Consider the following 17,421-nt stretch of genomic DNA (forward strand, 5'->3'; position numbering starts at 1 on the left):
GCATTTTTTTGTTCTACAATCAAAGCGTTGTTCTACAAACCGCGTTACTCCAACATTGGCCACGGCGAGCGTTTGGTCGTCGAAGGGACTGAATTGCGCGGTGTCGCGGACAACAAGCAAGGCAATGGCCCGAAGCTCCGACAGTTCCTGTCGGACTATGAGTGGTAAATCGTCATAGCCGGTGAGCGCTATGTTCAATTGTACGATTTGCCTTTGAACATTAAGGCGAAGCTTCCCACCAAATGAAAAGCCCGCATATGGCGGGCTCGATCTATCGTGCAGGCGCGTAGTTTTATCTGCTGCGTAACTTATATCACGTCGCTTTTTTAGTGGGCTACCGCGTTAGGTTTAACAGCGCGCCTTTCAGCGTCGAAAGTAGCATTTTTGCGAAAGACGGTTTATCAATATTGATCGAAAAATGTCCGGTTTGTGCCTGAACGGTATTCGCTTTCTGTTGCTGAACCGGCTGACCATTCACCAGTGAAAAGCCGTTTTTCGTACCTTTTGCGGTAATGGTGAACACGCCATTTGTGTTTATGAAATCCGGTTCCGGACGCTTGAGTTCGATATCTTTGGAGGCGGTGACAATCGATCTGGGCGTCGGTGCGTATATTCCAAATTCCGCCCCATTAGAATTCTTGTCGGCGGAATTTGAGCCGTGGGTGACGAATTTCTCCAGAAACTGGAAATTCATAATGTGGTTCTGGCCGTAACCTTGATCCAATACGTAATTCAAAAAGCCCTTATCCAGTTTGGTATTCTTGCTGTTATCTTGAATCACTTTCGCGGATGCCACGTCTCTGTCGCTGAAAGAAGATGTGAGGCGATGGCCTTCCTTATCGTACATCGGGTTAGTCGTCCAGTTCGATACTACTGTACCTGCAGTTTGCCGATAATAGGCAAGCTGAAACGCGATATCGTCAACGTAATGCAGGTCAGCGCCGGTCTGCTGTGCATACCCGTACAGATCCGACAACGCGCTACGGTCGTCTGCGTTAAGCCACATAACCGGATCAGCAGCACCAACGTCTTTCGGTCCGACTAACGGCGTTGCCGGGATTCCCTTTTCGGAACCGCCATATAACCGCGAGAGCATAATTGCTTCGCCGCTCAGCGTCACGCTATCGGCTTGTGTCGATGTCGATTGAGCCAAAGTGGATGCATAAGCAGCAGCGCCGGTCGAATCGCTGGCCGCAGGTGTTGTCGGTGATTTAGCAGTGCCGCTATTTTGCGTTATCGTCGAAACGTTAGAGTTGATTTCCATTTAAAACCCCGCGTCGTGAAATCAAAAACGCCTCGCTGATTTCTCAAGCGGGGCGTGTACTCATCAATACGAGTAGTTGTAGGTTACAGATTCAGTGCCTGCGGGATTCAGGAACGTACTGGGCCGTCCGGTCGGGTTGTGTCTAATCACAACGGAAGCGCCGTTGCCGAATGGCAGATTGTTGAAATCTTTAAGACTAACGCTAGTCCCCGGAACGATTTCATTGCGGCAATAATTGGATTGCGTCGTGTACGGCGGCAAATAGCAAACAGAGACGACATCGGTCGTTGCGCCGACATATGACGTAGTTTGAACATCGATGCTAATCAGCTTTTTGTTCGCAAGCAGCAGCGAGCCCGGAAAGTCAGAACCGCTCAACCCGAAATGTGCGCCAGCTGCAAAACCGGCACCGGTCGAAAAAATGAGCGCTTGGGGCGGTGACGTCGTTTTCTGAATTGAAGTGGTGCCAGCATAAGCGCCGACGACAGCCGACGACAGCAGAGCCGCCAAAACGAATTTTTTCGTGATTTTTCGCATAGCGATTTTCTCAATAATTGGATGGAGTATCCGACGAACCGAAAACGCATTCGTCTGATGAATTATCGGTGCGCTTGAGAAAATCTGAAGGGTTTGAAAGAATTATTTTTTCATCATTGTTCCGCCAATTTTTCGAGCGGAGGGTATTGTTGCAAAAGTCGAGTGTGAGGACGGAGTGGCCCACATGGTCATGATTTCAGGCGACGCGAACCGATTGCGGACGAGCGAGGTCCGCTATACGGTTGATTACGCCGACGTGAGCCGCAACCTTGGTCGCCTGCAACCCGAAGCGACGTCACCAAAGGACGTTGCGCTACCTGAACTACACGTTCTACATGGAGAGCAGCGACCACACGCTGTACCAGATCCCGATCGTCAACGACAAGAAGAAGCTCAACGACTACAAGCTGTCGTTCAGCACCTTCAATGGCGGCGACGACATCATTACCGACGCGATGGTCTCGGTGAAAGGCAAGAACGTCTATCTGGTGACTGCGCACAAGGACGCTACGCACGGCTATAACCAGCCCGGTGCCGTGAGCACCAGAACCTACCGTCTATTTGCCGGAGGCGAAGTGGAGTGGACTTATTACTTCGCTCCGGTTGCGGAGGCGCAGTATTCCGAGAAGCAGGACTATACGGTCGAGCGCGCGCTGTCGGAGACGGCGAAGGCGCTGCACTGATTTCGGTATCTTGAGCATTCCGACATGACGAAGTTCATTTCCGCGACACACGACAAGGCGACGCTGACCGTCCAGTACGTTGCTGACAACGGGGATATCCTGCTGCGCAGCGGCGGGGCGATTGCATGGCGATTCAACAACCCCGGCAACATCCGTCCGCCACGCGACTACAAGAAGCACCCGAACGGCGGCATCATCAAGACGCACATCGGTGTCGGCGACACCAAGAGCGGCGAGTTTTTGATCTTTCCCGACTACGAGACCGGTTTGGCGGAAAAGAAGGCGATGCTGCGCCGGAAATACAATCCGATGTCGATCCACGATGCGATGTATGTCTATGCGCCACCATTGGAGAACAATACGGAGAAGTACATCGCGTTCATCTGCCACGGGACAGGGTTTGACAGCACGCGCAAGATCGATTCGATGAACGACGCCGAACTCGATTCGATGATGAAGACGATGGAGAAGTACGAAGGGTTCAACGCTTATCTCAAATCACGACATGAGCAGTGGATTCGCACGGCAACGGTGACGCTTTCGGATGGTGCAAAGCCGATTCCCGACCAGAAGGTCGTCGTGCAGAGCAAGGGCAAGAGCCTGTCGACGAAGACCGATCGGACGGGGCAACTCCCGCTGTTGCCGTTCGAAGCGGCGGGTGAGCAGTTCAAGCTGTTCATCGAGCGATCGGAGGGGCTGAAGGAGATCGGCACGATCGTGACGCAGGCGAAATCGTCGGCCTACGTGTTTTTCCACGACCTGCTGACGGTCTCGGCGCCGACCGGTGCGCACTTTGCGAAGGACCCCGTTCGCCACGACAAGCCGGCAGGTTTCCGCTACAAGATCGTTTCGCACGACACGCTTGGCAAGATCGCCGCGAAATTCAAAGTAAGCGTCGAGCAGTTGCAGAAGGACAATCACCTTCATTCGACGCGAATCTTTGCCGGCGATTACCTGTACATCAACATGACGAAGCCGGCGGACGAACATGCGCCGCGCTCGCATGGACATTCGAAGTCCGACTCCGCACCGGCGCACGCGGACGGTGGCAAACGCGACACGGGCAAAACGGCCGATGACGCAGCCGGCCAGAAGGTCGACCTGAGCCAGATCGCGAAGCCGGCCCCGGGCGTCGCGGCACCTGCGACCACGACGGATCGTCCGAAGGCGGGCACGCCTGCTGCGGTGAGTACGGGAGTCGGCGCGACACACACCGAGCCGGGACGTGCCGCGGCACCTGTCACGGGTTCGGATGCGGAAGGCGCGTCGGCGGCGCCCGCGACGGCAAACAAGTCGGGCAAGCCCGACACCACGCTCGATCGCAGCAAGCAAGGCCAGGGGCATCCGATTGCAACGCTGAACACGGATTCGGGCGAGGCGCCGTGGATGACGTATGCAATCGAACAGGCCAAGTTGTGGCACGGGCAGAAAGAGGACGTGATTACGCAGACGATCAACTATCATGAGGAAGTTGGCGTCAATCTCAAGACGCTGGTCGGCGACGGCAACCCCTGGTGTGCGTCATTTGCAAACTGGTGTCTGCATCAGGCCGGGTATCCGATGACCTCTGCACCGGCAGATTCTCAATCATTCCGTCACAGCAAGAATTTTGTGAAAATCGACAAACCCGTGTTCGGTGCCGTTGCGATATACAAGCACCGGAAGGGCGGGCATGCAGCTTTCGTCTATGCGCAGACGAGCACGGGTGCACCGATCCTGCTTGGCGGAAATCAGAGCGATGCGATCAACTTCGGTATGCAGAAGGCCTCCGAACTGAAGGGGTTCTTCGTGCCCGCCAGTTATCTGAAGTTTGCGCAGGACCGTTTGGCCAAGGGCATCGAGCTCGAAAAGAGCACAACGCAAGACCTCAATGACGAGTTTCACATTACCTTTGCCAAGAAAAAGAAAAATGCAGATCGTTAAGACGTGGTGCGTCACTGTCCTGGTTTCGGTACTGGCTGGTGGTAGTACTGCCGCATTATCCCGATCGTCGGCGCAAGACTGCCTGACGCAAGCCGAGGTCCAGCAGATGGATCGCGACTTCTGGGCGACATTCCCGTCGCCGGACGGTTTCGCCGCGTATGCAGCGCCGAAGTTTTCGCTCGGCACGAACATCACGGAGCTATCGCGGTCGCTTGCGGCCACGACGAGCGGTCCGGCACGGGCGCGCGCCGTTGCCACATTCCTTGCGCAGCATCCGGACGTGTTCGGATCGTTCAAGAACGCGCATGACGCGGCCTATCTGTACTATCCCGGACGCGACCACAGCCCCGATGCCGTGCGTACGTCGTCGACGTTCCCCGTCGGGCAGTGCGTTTCCGAATTCAATTACTCGATCGATACAAGCCGTGCCCAGTGCGTCGCCGGGCAGCGCATTCGCGCATACAGTCTGTCGTTCATCAAGGACAAGGGACGTGTGATGCTGCGAACAGGTGTGCTCGGGCTCGACGCCTGTAATTGATCCGTGCGCCGGCGAACGGCATGGCGGCAGTGTCGTCCCACCGGGGACAGCGCATGGAGGCAGATAGCATCACATCTGCCTGAACAACCCCGCATAAGCACGACTGACCGGCAGCATCTCCCGCTGCCCGTGCACGCGGATCCGCAACCGTCCCAACAGATCGCGCTCGACACGATCGATCGCTGCGTACGCAACGATCACGCCGCGATGCACCTGCGCGAACCGCGCCGGATCGAGTCGCTGCATCAGTTCCTTCAGCGGCGTGCGAATCACGAGCCGTTCGCCTGCAGTGACGACTTCCGTGTATTTCTCCGACGCCTGGAAGTACAGCACGTCGTCGACCGAGACGAGCCGTGTCGCATCCTTGACGCCTACCGTCAACCAGCGGATCGGCGCCGTGTCCCGCGCTTGCGCCGCCTGCGTGAGCGCACCGGCTTGGACAAGCGCAGGCCCGCCGCGCTGCAGCTTCGCGATACAGCGCAGCAGCCGCTCGTCCGTCACCGGCTTCAGCAGATAGTCGACCGCCGCACGATCGAACGCGTCGACCGCATATTCGTCGTAGGCCGTGACGAACACGACATGCACGTCGGGCGCGAGTGCCGCGAGCTTCAGCCCGTCGATGCCGGGCATCCGGATGTCGAGAAACGCGATGTCCGGGCGCGGCGACGCGTTCAGCGCAGCCAGCGTTTCGATGCCGTTGCGCGGCATCGCGACGATATCCAGTTCGGGCCAGAGCTGATCCAGCCGCTGTGCGAGGGAGGCGGACAGGTTCGGTTCGTCGTCGGCGATGAGAGCGGTCGGCATGTCAGTCGATCGGAATCAGCAGGGTAGCGGTGACGCCATGCCCGGCGGCGGCGTTCGTCTCGACGGAGACACGGCCGCGCTCGCCGTGCAGCGTCCGGATGCGCGCGGCGACGTTGGCGAGCCCGACGCCGCCGTGCAGGCGCGAGTCGCCTTTGCCGAGGCCGACGCCCGTATCGATCACGTTCAGTTCCAGGCTGTCGCCACGCATCCTGCCGCGAATCACGATCACACCGCCGTCGATCGACGGCTCGATCCCGTGCAGCAGCGCATTCTCGACGAGCGGTTGCAGCAGCAGCGGCGAGAACGGCAGCGCATGCAGATCCGCCGGCACGTCGATCGCATAGGAAAGCCGCTCGCCGAGCCGGATCGACGCGATCTTCAGCAACGCTTCCACGAGCTCGACCTCGTCGCCGAGCGTCGACGTCGCATCGCGCGTGCGTCGCAGGCTCGCACGCAGGTAGCGGTTCAGGCTGTCGAGCATCGTCGACGCACGCGCCGGATCGCGCTCGATCAGGCTCTGCACGTTCGCGAGCGTATTGAACAGGAAGTGCGGCTCGATCTGCGCCTGCAGCAGCGCCAGGCGTGCGGCCGTCTCGGCCTGGCGCGCTTCGGCGGCTTCGCGGCGCTCGGTCTCGAGCGTCGCGCGCATGCGCATCGACTGCAGGAACAGCGACACGCACACGAACAGGATCGCCGAGATGAGAAACGACGGCCCGTAGTTGTCCCACGTGCCGATGTGGGCGTGCCCGAACACGTGCGGCACGTTCCCGCTGATGATCGCTGCCGTGATCTCGAAACCGATGAGCACGCTGACCGGTGTGATCACGATGGCCTTGAGTGCGAGCCCCGGCTTGTGCGGCAGAAGCCAGTCGGCGGCGTGACTGAGCAGCAGCGCGGAGAAACCGATCGCGTTGGCGACGACGAGGTCGGGCAATAGCGGTTCCTGGAAATGAAGCGCCCAGAAACCCAGGCCGACGACCGAGTTGAAGCACGCGAACGCGAGCAGTGCGGCCGGATCGCGCAACAATCGCGGCGCCGCGCTGGCGGGGGGCGGCGAAATCGGCGAAGGGTCGGACGTGGCTCGCATGGTGTCGGGTGAGGAGGGCGCGCGATGCGCTGATGGTCTTGACCTTACTGCCGGGCGGGCCGACTGCGCACGCATTGCGACGAACGGTGCGCGGCCGCGACGAAAGCGCGTCGGCTGCCGACGGTTGGCCGGTTTCCGTCACGAGTGTAGTGGAAGGGGCTGCGGAAGGACACTGGGCGCGGCCGGTGTCGTGTCGAGCATGAAGCGCCGGCCGTTCGGTTCGGAAGTCACCGGCCGCCGGATTCGCGGGCACATCGGTCTGCCCGATCAGCCGAACGGTCATCGCCGCGACGCGCCACTCGTCCGGGAATTCCGGCCGCCCGTCGCAAGCCCCGCCGCCTGTCGGAATCGCGCAGTACGGTGTTGCCGTGTCCAATCCGATCAGGCGACTCCGACCATGTCTGCGCTCCTTCACCTGAAGCCTTACGTGTACGTGATGTTCTGCGTGCTGCTCTATATCGGCATCAAGCGCTGTTTCCCGCGCGAGGTACCGGCTGTCCGACCGCTGATCTCGCCGGTCGCGTTCGGGATGCTCGGCATCGTCGGCCTGAACGGACGCTTTCCGCATGCGGGTATCGACGCGAACGCAATCGCGCTGGCGGCTGTCCTGGGCGGCGCGGCGCTGGGCTGGCTGCATGCAAGCCGGTGGCGGCTCGAGTTCCGTCCGGCCTCGGCGGGCCTGCGCGTGCGTTTGCCCGGCGATGCGAGCCTGCTCGTCACGCTGATGCTGACGTTCGTCGCCGAAACCGGCATCCATTACGCGGTCGCCGTGCACGCGCCGTGGGCGGCGACGGGCGGCTTCGTGATGCTGTCGTTCGCGGTATGGGGCGTGCTCATCGGGATGACACTCGGGCGCGCGGTGAACGTGGTCGTGCGCTGCATGCGCCATGCGAACGGATCGAAGCAGCGGAGTTTCCCGTATTCGGTCGATCCGCGATGAAGGGTACGAAACGGCCGGCGAGCGGGCAACTGACGGCCTGACAGGCGATGCGGCCCGTCTTCGTCAATCGTGGCGGCCTCGAACCGAAACGGCGTGTGACGCGCACGGATTTGCGCCCCGTTTTCCTGTCACGGTCGCGTCATGGGGCGCCCATAACGTTGCACGTTCCCGTCGCGGCGGCACCGCCGGACCGGGAACGTGCGCAACCCGCTCGCGACGACGTGCCCGCGTCGCAGGTGGGGGCCGACCGGGATCTCGCTCCCGGCGGCGCAGCGGTCTGCATCGCGCCATTTCATTCGAAAATACGATCGACGACGGTTCGAACCGGACCGCGGACGATCAGGAGACAGGGACCATGCTGAGTCCGCATGAATTCTCGATGCTGTTGCGCGTCGCGCGTGCGCCGGACAGCGTCGATCCGTCGAATCCTGCCTTCGCCGTGCTGGTCGAGAAGCGGCTGGTCGACGATACGCAGGTACGCATGAATGCCGTGGCTGCGCGCCCGGCGCTGACGCCGATCGGCCAGATGCTGCTGGCGCGCTTCGACGAAGCGGCTTGAGGAGAAGCGTCACGCCTTCGTCGAGACGAAGGGCGTGACGCGTTGAAGCGCCGGGCCGCTTACTGCGCGACCGGCACGGTCACGTCGCTGCCGAACCAGTGCATCGAGATCTTCTTCAGCGTGCCGTCCTTGTGCAGCGAATCGAGCGCGTCGTTGATCGCTTTCTCGAACTTCGGATTGCCCTTGCGGAACGGGATCGCCATTTCCTGCTTGCCGCCGTTCAGCACCGCGCCCGCGCGCAGCGGCAGGTTCGACGTCTTGATCATGTACGGCAGCATCAGGCGGTCGTCGAGCGTCGCCTCGATCCGGCCCGCGGCGAGGTCGCGCAGTTTCTCCGGCGCGCCCGGATACGTCTGCACCTCGATGCCCGGCACGGTGCGCGCCATCTGGTCATAGTTGGTGCCGAGCGTCACGCCGAGCTTCTTGCCCTTGAAGTCGTCGAGCGACTTGAAGTTGCGCGTGTCGTCCTTGCGCTGGATCAACTGCGCGGCCGAGTATGTGTACGGCTGGCTGAAGTCGAGCGCTTCCTTGCGCTGCGGCGTGATCGTGACCTGGTTGACGATCACGTCGAACTTGCCGGCCTGCAGGCCCGCGATGATGCCGCTCCATTCGGTCGGGACGAACTGCGTCTTCACGCCGAGCTTGCCGGCGACCGCGTTCGCGACGTCGACGTCGAAACCTTCGAGTTGCCCCGACGTGCCGCGCGAGTTGAACGGCGGATACGTGCCTTCGAGGCCGACGCGCAGCACGCCGGCTTTCTTCACTGAATCGAGCAGGTCGTCCGCGTGCGCGGCAACGGCCGTGAAGCCGAGGGCCGACGCGAGCAGCAGGCCCGACAGCAGGAACTTCGAACGTTTCATCGCAGATCTCCAGTGGTCAGCGTGGTGTGGGGTGAGCGCCGGCGTCGGGTGGGCGCGGCGGGCCGCAAGACGGGCACGTAGACACTACTCGCAACCGGGCCGCGCCGGAAGTCGAATTGGCCCTGATTGCAATCGATTTCATCGATGTGCGGGACGGCGGGCGTGATTACCGTCCGCCAGCGTGGCATGCGGGCTGATCGGATTCTGCTCGTTTAAAGCAGGTCAGATTTGAGGGCGGGCGAGGTTTTGTCTGTAAAATCGCGCGAGCAAAATCGAATGCTCGCGCCATCCGAGGGCGTGTCAAAAGAAAAAGGCCGTTCATGAACATGCAGAACACAATCGCCGCGTTGCGCGGCGGATTGCTTCAGCAGGACCGGTTGCTGAAGCTCGATACGCCGTTGGGGGCCGACGTCCTGACCGTTCAGCGGGCAGTCGGCCGCTCACGTATCGGGCGCGCATACGAGTTCACGCTCGACGTGCTGTCGACCGACAGCGATGTGGAACTTAAAAAGCTGATCGCACAGCCGGTCACGTTGTGGATCCAGCAGGGCGATCTCGGTTACCGGCCGATCAACGGGTACGTGCATACCGCGCGCCGGCTCGGTGCCGACGGCGGGCTCACGACCTATCAGCTCGCGTTCGCCGATTTCACCCACTTCCTGAAGTTCCGTCGCGATCAGCGGCTCTGGAACGACACGACCGTCGACCAGATCATCAGCGACGTGCTGAACCAGCACCCGCAGGCGCAGGGCCATTTCCGCTTCGCGCTGTCGAAGCCGCTGCCGAACCGGTCGTACACGCGCCAGCACGACACCGACTGGCATTTCGTGCATCGGCTGATGGAGAACGAGGGGCTCTATTGCGCATGGCAGCAGGCCGACGACGGCAAGTCGCATACGCTCGTCATCACCGACAACCTGCAGGCGTTCGCGCCGCTGTCGCCGGAAACCGTGCGCTTTTATCGCGGCGACGCGGCCAGCGAACCCGACGCGTTCACGCAATGGTCGGGTACGCGCACGCTGCAGAGCGTCACGCGTACGACGCGCACGTTCGACTACAAGAATCCTTCGCAGCCGTCGAACCCGAAAGGCACGTCGTTGCCGACGATGGGCGGTCAGGGCGAGCTACCGGATCAACTCGAAGTCTACGAGTACACGGGCGCCTACACGTATCTCGACCAGACGCGCGGCGACCATCTGACGAAGGTCAAGATGGAAGAGTGGGAGTCGCGGGCGAAACGTTTCCATGCCGCGGGCGGGGTGCGCGCGATCGATGCCGGCCGGCGCTTCACGCTGGCCGATCATCCCGAGCACGATCGTGATCCCGCCGATCAGCGCGAATTCGCCGCGATCGAGGTGGCGTGGTGGATCGAGAACAATCTGCCCGTCGCGAGCGACAGCGCGGACTTTCCGTACAGCCTGCGCGAAGCGTTGACGCAGGCGCAGGACAACTACGGTACCGATCCCGCGTTTCGCGTGCAGCACGACGACGGATCGGCCGGTTTCTATCTCGTCGAAGTCGAGGCGCAGCGCGTGAGCGTGCCGTATCGCAGCCCGTTCGAGCATCACAAGCCGGACATGCATCTCGAGACGGCGATCGTCGTCGGGCCGCAGGGCGAGGAAGTCTATACCGACGAGTTGAACCGGATCCGCGTGCAGTTCGTGTGGGACCGGTTGAACTCGGGCAACGAGAACGCGTCGTGCTGGGTGCGTGTCGTGCAGTCGGATACGGGCGGCGGCTACGGCGGCGTGCATGTGCCGCGTATCGGCGAGGAAGTGCTGATCGACTACGTCGGCGGCGATTGCGACCGGCCGCTCGCGGTCGGGCGCGTGTACAACGGCGCGAACCAGCCGCAATGGCATACCGACGGGATCCTGTCCGGGTATCGGTCGAAGGAGTATTCGGGCGGTGGCTACAACCAGCTCGTGATGGACGACGCGACCGGGCAGAACCGCGTGCAGCTGATGAGCAGCAGCGCGAACAGCCTGCTGCATCTGGGCTACATCATCGACCAGAGCGGCAATTCGCGCGGGTCGTATCTCGGCAGCGGCTTCGACCTGCGCTCGGATGCGTATGGCGCGGTGCGGGCGAGCCAGGGCCTGTACGTGACGACGCACCCGAAGGCGGCGAACAGCCAGCCGCTCGACGTGAAGGAAGCGCAGCAGCAGCTCGTGACGGGCGAGAGCCTCGTCGAGGCGATGTCGGGCGTGAGCGAGCAGCATCAGGCGGAAAGCCTGAAGGACGCGCAGGACACGATGCGCGCGTTCACGGATGCGACGCAGGACAGCGCATCGGGCAGCGCGTCCGGTGGGCGTACGGCAGGCGGCGGCACGGGTAACGCGAACGCGTTCAAGGAGCCGGTGATGCTGTTCGGCAGCCCGTCGGGAATCGGGATGTCGACGCAGCAGTCGGTGCATGTGGTCGCGAACGATCACGTGAACGTGGCGAGCGGGCAGAGCGTGCATGTGGCCGCAGGCAAGTCGCTGATCGGGAGCATCGGGCAGAAGCTGAGCCTGTTCGTGCAGAACGCGGGGATGAAGCTGTTCGCGGGCAAGGGCAAGGTGGAGATCCAGGCGCAGTCGGACAACATCGAGGTGACCGCGCAAAAGGCGGTGAAGGTGGTGTCGGCGACGGACCGGATCGAGATCGCGGCCGATCAGGGGATTCTGCTGACGAGCGGTGGCGGGTATATCCGGATCCAGGGTGGAAACATCGAGATTCATGCACCCGGTGCGATCGACGTGAAGGGCGCGTCGCATACGTTCGCGGGGCCGGCGAGCATGGGGTACCCGCTGCCGAGTCCGAGGCCGGATCAGCCGGGGCAGCTGGAGTTGTTCCACAAGTATGTGAACGGCGAGGCGGTCAAGGGCGGGTTGTTCACGGTGAGAGACGTGAACGGCGCAGTGCTCAAGAAGGGGGCGCTCGACAACGGCGGGTATACGGTCGTGAGCGGGCTGCCGCCGGGGGCGGTGCGCGTCGAGTTCGGGAAGGATCCGCGCGAGTCGGATCAGCCGGCGAACTACTTCAAGCAGGCGAAGTGGCCGGCGGAGCCGATCGAGCCGTCGCCGGAGGCCGCACAGGCTGCGGCGACGGGGCAGCTAGCCAGCCAGTTGCAAGGGATGGCGCCTGCCGCGGCGACCGCTGCGATGGGGCTCGTGAGCGGCGGTGGTGCCGGTGCGGCGTTGGGCGGACTGGCGAGTTCCGCGTTGCCGGCGGCGGCAGGTGCGCTGGGCGGGGCAGGTGCGGTGTCTGCCTTGCAGACGGCTTCGAGCCTGGGCAGCGCCGCGAAGCAGGTGGCCGGGATGGTGCAGGCTGCGCGTCAGGGCGGGCTCGCGGCACTGGCCGCGCCTGCTGCGAACGCGGCATCCGGAGCACTGCAGGGTGCGCTGCCGGGTGTTGCCGGGATCGCCGGCAAGGGCGCCATGACGGTGACGTCCGCTGCCGGCGCCACCGGCATGAAGCTCCCGACGAGCGGGTTTGGCGGACCGCTGAAATCCTGAGAGGGCGGTGCATGACCGCCAAGAACAACCAGATCGTGACTTGAACGAAGAACGACATGGCACAACAGCTTCCACCTGGCGCTGAGAAGGAACAGGCCGTTACCTGGCTCAGCGATGTTTCGGCCAAGGACGTCGCGGCAGTCGGCAACCGCTTTGACGCGTGGTTGCGCAAGATCAGCGGCAACCACATCACATTCGAGGACGTGAAGACATTTGCCGGTGCGGTGCCGATTGTCGGCAACATCATGGCAATGGTTGACGCGCTCGGCGATATCGCCGAAATCGTCGAGAAGCGCGGCGGTCAGGTGCTCGATTACATGAGCCTCGCGATCAACCTGCTCGGCATCATTCCGATTCCGCCGACGCTCGCACCATTCCGGATGTCGGCGCGCCCGCTGCTCGCACTCGTTCGCCACGAATTGCTGATGACGCGCAACAATCTCGGCGCGGCGATCATCTCCGTGCTGGTTACGCACATCAACGCGACTTGCGCGACTGAGATCGAGGATTTTCTCAACAAGCTGAAGACCGGCCTCGTTGAACTGCTCAACGGATGCGCATCGAAGTGCGAGGAGCTGATGCTTGCGCTGGCGACCGGCATGGACAAGGCGCTGCACGGACAGCTCTTCGATGCCAACGCCAATCTGAAACGCCAGCAGCAGCTCGCGAAGAAGATGGCGGACAACCGGCCCTGGTACAGCCCCAGTCGGGTGGGTGACGGCATCCAGTTCGCGTACGAGGGCACGAAGGCGCTCGGCAAGAAGGTCGCGAACAAGACTGCGGGCACGATGGCGAAACTCGCGCCGGATGCCTGGCTCGAGCCGTTTCGCGGCACGGTGACCTTCCTTCGGACCGAAGCGCCGAAGATCGCGACGTCGATCCGTTCGCTCGCCGGCAGCGAAGAAGGCAAGATGATGTGGCTGGTTTTGCAACTGATCGAGGCTGTCGGGCGCGTCAAGGCACGCGCGAAGCTTCACGAGCAGAGTGCTGACGTCAAGGTGGGCGGGAAGAGCCAGGCGAAGAAGACGCGTGGGCAGGAAGGGCTCGAGAAGATCGACGGTCAGGCGCCGGCGGAGGGGCCGGGAAAGAGCGGATGCAAGGCATGCGGGCTGGGTGCGTCGCGGGCCTCGATCGATTTCGCGTTCGGCGACGAAACGTTCTCGCACGTGGATTTCGAGTTACCGGGCGCGCTGCCGCTCGTCTGGGAGCGTACGTATCGATCGCGGCTCTCCGCGTATGACGGTGGCGAACTGGGCGCGCGCTGGATTACGCCGTATACGACCCGGATCGATATCGAGAACGGACGGTGGACCTATCGCGATGCGGAAGGGCGCAGCATCGACTATCCGGCGCTCGCGGCCGGCGAGGTGCACGACGACCTGTCGGAGAACCTGACGCTGTCATGTCTCGACGAGACGTGGGTGACGATCGCCTACGGTCACGTCGCGCTGCACGTGTACGAGCGCCGCGGCGACGCGTTCCGGCTCGCGATGCAGAAGGACCGCGCCGGCAACACGATCACGCTCGACTACGATACGCTCGATCGCCTCGCGCGACTGATCGACGCGAGCGGCAACGTGCTCGCGTTCGAGCACGACAAGCACGGCCGCATCGTACAGATCGAGCAGGTGCTGAAGGACGGCGGGCGCCGCGCTTTGGCGAGCTACGAATACGATGGCGAAGGCGATCTCGTGCGCGCAGTCGATCGCCATCGCAACGCCCGGACCTATCAGTACCATCGCCATCTCGTGACGCGCTATACCGATCGCACGGGGCGCGGCATGACGTTCGAGTGGGACGGCGCGGATGCGGACGACAATGCGGACGCGAAGTGCATCCGCGAATACGCGGACGACGGCAGCCTCGATATCCGGCTCGCGTGGAATCCGAATATCCGCCTGACCTATGTGACCGATGCGCTGGGCCAGATGACGCGGTACTACTTCAACATCCACGGCTACGTGTACCGGATCGTCTATCCGGACGGCAACCAGGAGTGGTTCCGGCGCGATGCCCATCACAATCTGGTGCTCCACATCCGGCAGGATGGCGGCATCGAACGGAGGGAGTTCGACGCACGCGGCAATCTCGTTCAGCATGAGCGCGCGGACGGCAGCGTCGTCGAGATGGCGTACGACGACAAGGACCAGATGGTCCGCCTTGTCGATCCGAACGGGTATGTGTGGCAGCGGAAGTATGACGATGCGGGCAATCTCGTAGAGGAAACGGATCCGCTCGAGCGCGTGACGAAGTACGGCTACAACGACCAGGGTCTGCCGGTGAAAATCACCGATGCCAAGGGCGGGTCGAAGTCGATCGAATACACCGACGCGGGGCAATTGGCGAGCTATACCGATTGCTCCGGGAAAAAGACGGAGTGGCGGTATGACGACGTTGGCCGCGTGTCTGAATCAAAGGACGCGTCCGGCGGCGTCGTTGCCTATGGCTATGGTTCGAATGGACAGTTGACCGAGATTCGTTCACCCGCTGGCGTCGAGCGGCTGCAATACGATGCCGAGGGCCGGCTGTTGCGGCACACTGATCAGCTCAACCGGTCGACCGGATACGGCTACGATGCCGCAGGCCGGATCGCGAGCCGCGTGGATGCGCTCGGGCAGACGCTGGCGTATCGCTACGATCGACTGGGCCGGCTGAGTGCGCTGACCGATGCGAACCTTGCGACTTATCAGTTTCGCTACGACCCGGCGGGGCGCCTGATCGAAGAAGTCGGCTTCGACGGGAAGTTGACGCGCTATCGATACGATCAGGAAAGCGGCAGTCTCGCTTCCGTCGACGAGGCGGGGTGCGTGACGTCGATCGATTCGGACGCGTACGGCCGCTTGCTGAAGCGGGTTGCGGGGGAGCGCGACGAGCGCTTTGCCTACGATCCGGGCGGCCGGTTGATCGAGGCGGTGAATCGATACAGCCGCGTCCAGTTCTTCTTCGATCCGGTCGGCAATTTGGTGCGCGAGCATCACGCCTACGATCTGTTCGGCGAGCGGCGCAGCTATGTGTGGCATCACGAATACGACGAACTCGGCAACCGGCGGAAGACCGTGCGACCGGATGGCCACACGGTCGACTGGCTGATGTATGGCTCGGGGCATGTGCATGGAATGCTGCTGGACGGCGAGGAGCGCGTGCAGTTCGAGCGTGACGACCTGCACCGGGAAACAGTGCGCGTGCTGTCGAGCGAAGTCGGGCAGCGCACGACCTACGATCCGGCGGGGCGAGTATTGCAGCAGACGGTTCAGCGGTCGACGTCGCCCGTGCCTTTGGTCGAACGTCGGTATCGCTACGACGCGGCGGGGCAGTTGTCGCGCATCGAGGATAGCCGCAAGGGCGGGACGGACTATCGATACGATCCGGTCGGCCGATTGATCGAGGCGATCAGTCCGGTCGCGCAGGAACGGTTTGCGTTCGATCCGGCGAGCAACGTCATCGATCCGGTGCAGGCGAGAGCGGTGCCGGCGTCGCGGCCGAGCCCGGTGAGGGCGGAGAGCACGCTGCCGGTCGACGTGCCGAAGGTGCTCGGCAACCTGTTGAAGTCCTATGCGGGGACGCACTTCGAGTACGACGCGCGCGGGAACCTGGTGCGCAAACACACGCCGGCGGGTGAGCAGGAATACGAGTGGGACGAATTCAATCGCCTGCGGTCGGCGCGGGTCGCCGAGGCGTCGAGGCAAAGCCACGCGCGGTATTTCTACGACGCGCTCGGCCGCCGGATTGCGAAGGAGGTGAACGGCGAGCGTACGGTGTTCGGGTGGGACGGCGACGCGCTGGCGTATGAAAGCGATGGCGAGCGCGGGACGCACTATATCTACGAGCCGGGCACGTTCGTGCCGCTGGCGCAGTACGTGGCCGAGCCGGTCGAAGGGATCGAGACACCGGAGTGGAAGGGTACCGACCGGTATGTGCCGGAGGAGGATCCGCTGCAGAAGGTACCGGAACGGCGGGCCGGCGCGAAGCTGTTCTATTACCACTGTGACCAGATCGGCACGCCGCAGCTTCTCACGGATGACTACGGGGATGTGGTGTGGGAGGCGTCGTACAAGGCGTGGGGGGAAGCGCGGGAGGTGATTGCCCGGGCCTCGAAGGCGGCGGGGATGACGCCGAAGAATCCGTTGCGGTTTCAGGGGCAGCAGGTTGATGAGGAGTCGGGGCTCGCTTACAACCGGTATCGGTACTACGATCCGAATAGTGGGCGGTTCGTATCGAAAGACCCGATCGGGCTCGCCGGCGGCATCAACGTGTATCAGTACGCGCCGAATCCAGTTAGCTGGATCGATCCCCTTGGGCTTGCGAGATGCCCCTGTGCGGACGATTGCGAGAAAGTTCTCGCTGACGAAGGTGTTGTAACTGGAAGGCACGGTGATCTGAAGAAAATTGGTGGTCTACAAGATTCACACCACATTTACCAAGATGCTGCGGTAAATAAATTGCCAGACTATAACTACAATGCTGCGCCGGCAATCAGCTTGCAAGGTAGAAATGAGGATGGTACGACACGCGGAACACCGCATTATATGGCGAACCGTACGCAGGATAATGCGTCGGCGGCTGGAACACTGGGTAGTGAGACCGTTGTGGCATACAATTCACTTAAAGCGGCTGGATTGAGTCCGAAGGCTGCGAAATGCGCGGTACTTAAGGCTCGGAGTTATTTCTCCGGAATTGGGGCTAGTGCGGGAAGTCGCACAGTAACTCCATCAAAGCGAGGATGATG

General features: G+C 62.2%; 12 protein-coding genes and 1 pseudogene. 7 read left to right on the forward strand and 6 right to left on the reverse strand.

Annotated features, from left to right (window positions below; genetic code table 11):
- Positions 1–334: 334 nt before the first annotated feature.
- The 3 genes and pseudogenes from CFB39_RS02095 to CFB39_RS39175 form a co-directional block, all read right to left on the reverse strand.
- On the reverse strand, positions 335–1,264 hold the full coding sequence (locus tag CFB39_RS02095; protein WP_089472036.1) for a hypothetical protein: 930 nt from the start codon (positions 1,262–1,264) through the stop codon (positions 335–337).
- A gap of 63 nt (positions 1,265–1,327) precedes the next feature.
- Positions 1,328–1,801, reverse strand: a complete 474-nt coding sequence (locus tag CFB39_RS39170) for a hypothetical protein (RefSeq protein WP_144030224.1) — start codon at positions 1,799–1,801, stop codon at positions 1,328–1,330.
- 196 nt (positions 1,802–1,997) lie between these two features.
- A pseudogene (locus CFB39_RS39175) lies at positions 1,998–2,096 on the reverse strand (IS5/IS1182 family transposase); the annotation flags it as partial.
- A 13-nt stretch (positions 2,097–2,109) separates the two neighbouring features.
- Here CFB39_RS39175 and CFB39_RS02100 point away from each other — a divergent pair.
- Genes CFB39_RS02100 through CFB39_RS02110 form a run of 3 tightly spaced genes read left to right on the forward strand, consistent with a single transcriptional unit; the run spans position 2,110 to position 4,945 of the window.
- Positions 2,110–2,484 (forward strand): hypothetical protein, encoded by a 375-nt coding sequence (locus CFB39_RS02100; RefSeq protein ID WP_179257636.1) that lies wholly within the window; start codon positions 2,110–2,112, stop codon positions 2,482–2,484.
- Positions 2,485–2,508: 24 nt separating this feature from the next.
- A complete protein-coding gene (locus CFB39_RS02105) occupies positions 2,509–4,407 on the forward strand; it encodes a TIGR02594 family protein (RefSeq protein ID WP_089472037.1) in 1,899 nt (632 codons plus the stop codon).
- Positions 4,355–4,945 (forward strand): hypothetical protein, encoded by a 591-nt coding sequence (locus CFB39_RS02110; protein ID WP_089472038.1) that lies wholly within the window; start codon positions 4,355–4,357, stop codon positions 4,943–4,945. The genes CFB39_RS02105 and CFB39_RS02110 overlap by 53 nt, the downstream gene beginning before the upstream one ends.
- Before the next feature lie 69 nt (positions 4,946–5,014).
- Here the strand turns inward: CFB39_RS02110 and CFB39_RS02115 are convergent, their stop codons facing one another.
- Complete coding sequence (locus CFB39_RS02115; protein ID WP_089472039.1) at positions 5,015–5,749, reverse strand: LytTR family DNA-binding domain-containing protein; 735 nt, start codon at positions 5,747–5,749, stop codon at positions 5,015–5,017.
- A 1-nt stretch (position 5,750) separates the two neighbouring features.
- Positions 5,751–6,773 (reverse strand): sensor histidine kinase, encoded by a 1,023-nt coding sequence (locus CFB39_RS02120; protein ID WP_373452716.1) that lies wholly within the window; start codon positions 6,771–6,773, stop codon positions 5,751–5,753.
- Between the two features lie 460 nt (positions 6,774–7,233).
- Between CFB39_RS02120 and CFB39_RS02125 the strand changes: the two genes are divergently transcribed.
- Complete coding sequence (locus CFB39_RS02125; RefSeq protein ID WP_089472041.1) at positions 7,234–7,776, forward strand: hypothetical protein; 543 nt, start codon at positions 7,234–7,236, stop codon at positions 7,774–7,776.
- A 355-nt stretch (positions 7,777–8,131) separates the two neighbouring features.
- Positions 8,132–8,335, forward strand: coding sequence for a hypothetical protein (locus CFB39_RS02130; RefSeq protein WP_011350748.1), 204 nt, complete (start codon positions 8,132–8,134; stop codon positions 8,333–8,335).
- A 59-nt stretch (positions 8,336–8,394) separates the two neighbouring features.
- Here the strand turns inward: CFB39_RS02130 and CFB39_RS02135 are convergent, their stop codons facing one another.
- Positions 8,395–9,195 (reverse strand): transporter substrate-binding domain-containing protein, encoded by an 801-nt coding sequence (locus CFB39_RS02135; RefSeq protein ID WP_089455481.1) that lies wholly within the window; start codon positions 9,193–9,195, stop codon positions 8,395–8,397.
- Between the two features lie 320 nt (positions 9,196–9,515).
- Between CFB39_RS02135 and tssI the strand changes: the two genes are divergently transcribed.
- Positions 9,516–12,695 carry a type VI secretion system Vgr family protein gene (gene tssI / locus CFB39_RS02140; RefSeq protein WP_089472042.1) on the forward strand — a complete coding sequence of 1,060 codons (3,180 nt, stop codon included), beginning with the start codon at positions 9,516–9,518 and terminating at the stop codon, positions 12,693–12,695.
- Between the two features lie 56 nt (positions 12,696–12,751).
- On the forward strand, positions 12,752–17,419 hold the full coding sequence (locus CFB39_RS02145) for an RHS repeat-associated core domain-containing protein (RefSeq protein ID WP_218829801.1): 4,668 nt from the start codon (positions 12,752–12,754) through the stop codon (positions 17,417–17,419).
- Positions 17,420–17,421 lie beyond the last annotated feature (2 nt).

The sequence above is a fragment of the Burkholderia sp. AU6039 genome (assembly GCF_002223365.1).
Classification (GTDB): domain Bacteria; phylum Pseudomonadota; class Gammaproteobacteria; order Burkholderiales; family Burkholderiaceae; genus Burkholderia.

Coding starts and splice junctions, on each gene's coding strand:
- CFB39_RS39170 (WP_144030224.1), bottom strand. CDS start 1,801: ATGCGAAAAATCACGAAAAAATTCGTTTTGGCGGCTCTGCTGTCGTCG.
- CFB39_RS02095 (WP_089472036.1), bottom strand. CDS start 1,264: ATGGAAATCAACTCTAACGTTTCGACGATAACGCAAAATAGCGGCACT.
- CFB39_RS02110 (WP_089472038.1), top strand. CDS start 4,355: ATGACGAGTTTCACATTACCTTTGCCAAGAAAAAGAAAAATGCAGATC.
- CFB39_RS02145 (WP_218829801.1), top strand. CDS start 12,752: ATGGCACAACAGCTTCCACCTGGCGCTGAGAAGGAACAGGCCGTTACC.
- CFB39_RS02115 (WP_089472039.1), bottom strand. CDS start 5,749: ATGCCGACCGCTCTCATCGCCGACGACGAACCGAACCTGTCCGCCTCC.
- CFB39_RS02135 (WP_089455481.1), bottom strand. CDS start 9,195: ATGAAACGTTCGAAGTTCCTGCTGTCGGGCCTGCTGCTCGCGTCGGCC.
- CFB39_RS02125 (WP_089472041.1), top strand. CDS start 7,234: ATGTCTGCGCTCCTTCACCTGAAGCCTTACGTGTACGTGATGTTCTGC.
- CFB39_RS02130 (WP_011350748.1), top strand. CDS start 8,132: ATGCTGAGTCCGCATGAATTCTCGATGCTGTTGCGCGTCGCGCGTGCG.
- CFB39_RS02105 (WP_089472037.1), top strand. CDS start 2,509: ATGACGAAGTTCATTTCCGCGACACACGACAAGGCGACGCTGACCGTC.
- tssI (WP_089472042.1), top strand. CDS start 9,516: ATGAACATGCAGAACACAATCGCCGCGTTGCGCGGCGGATTGCTTCAG.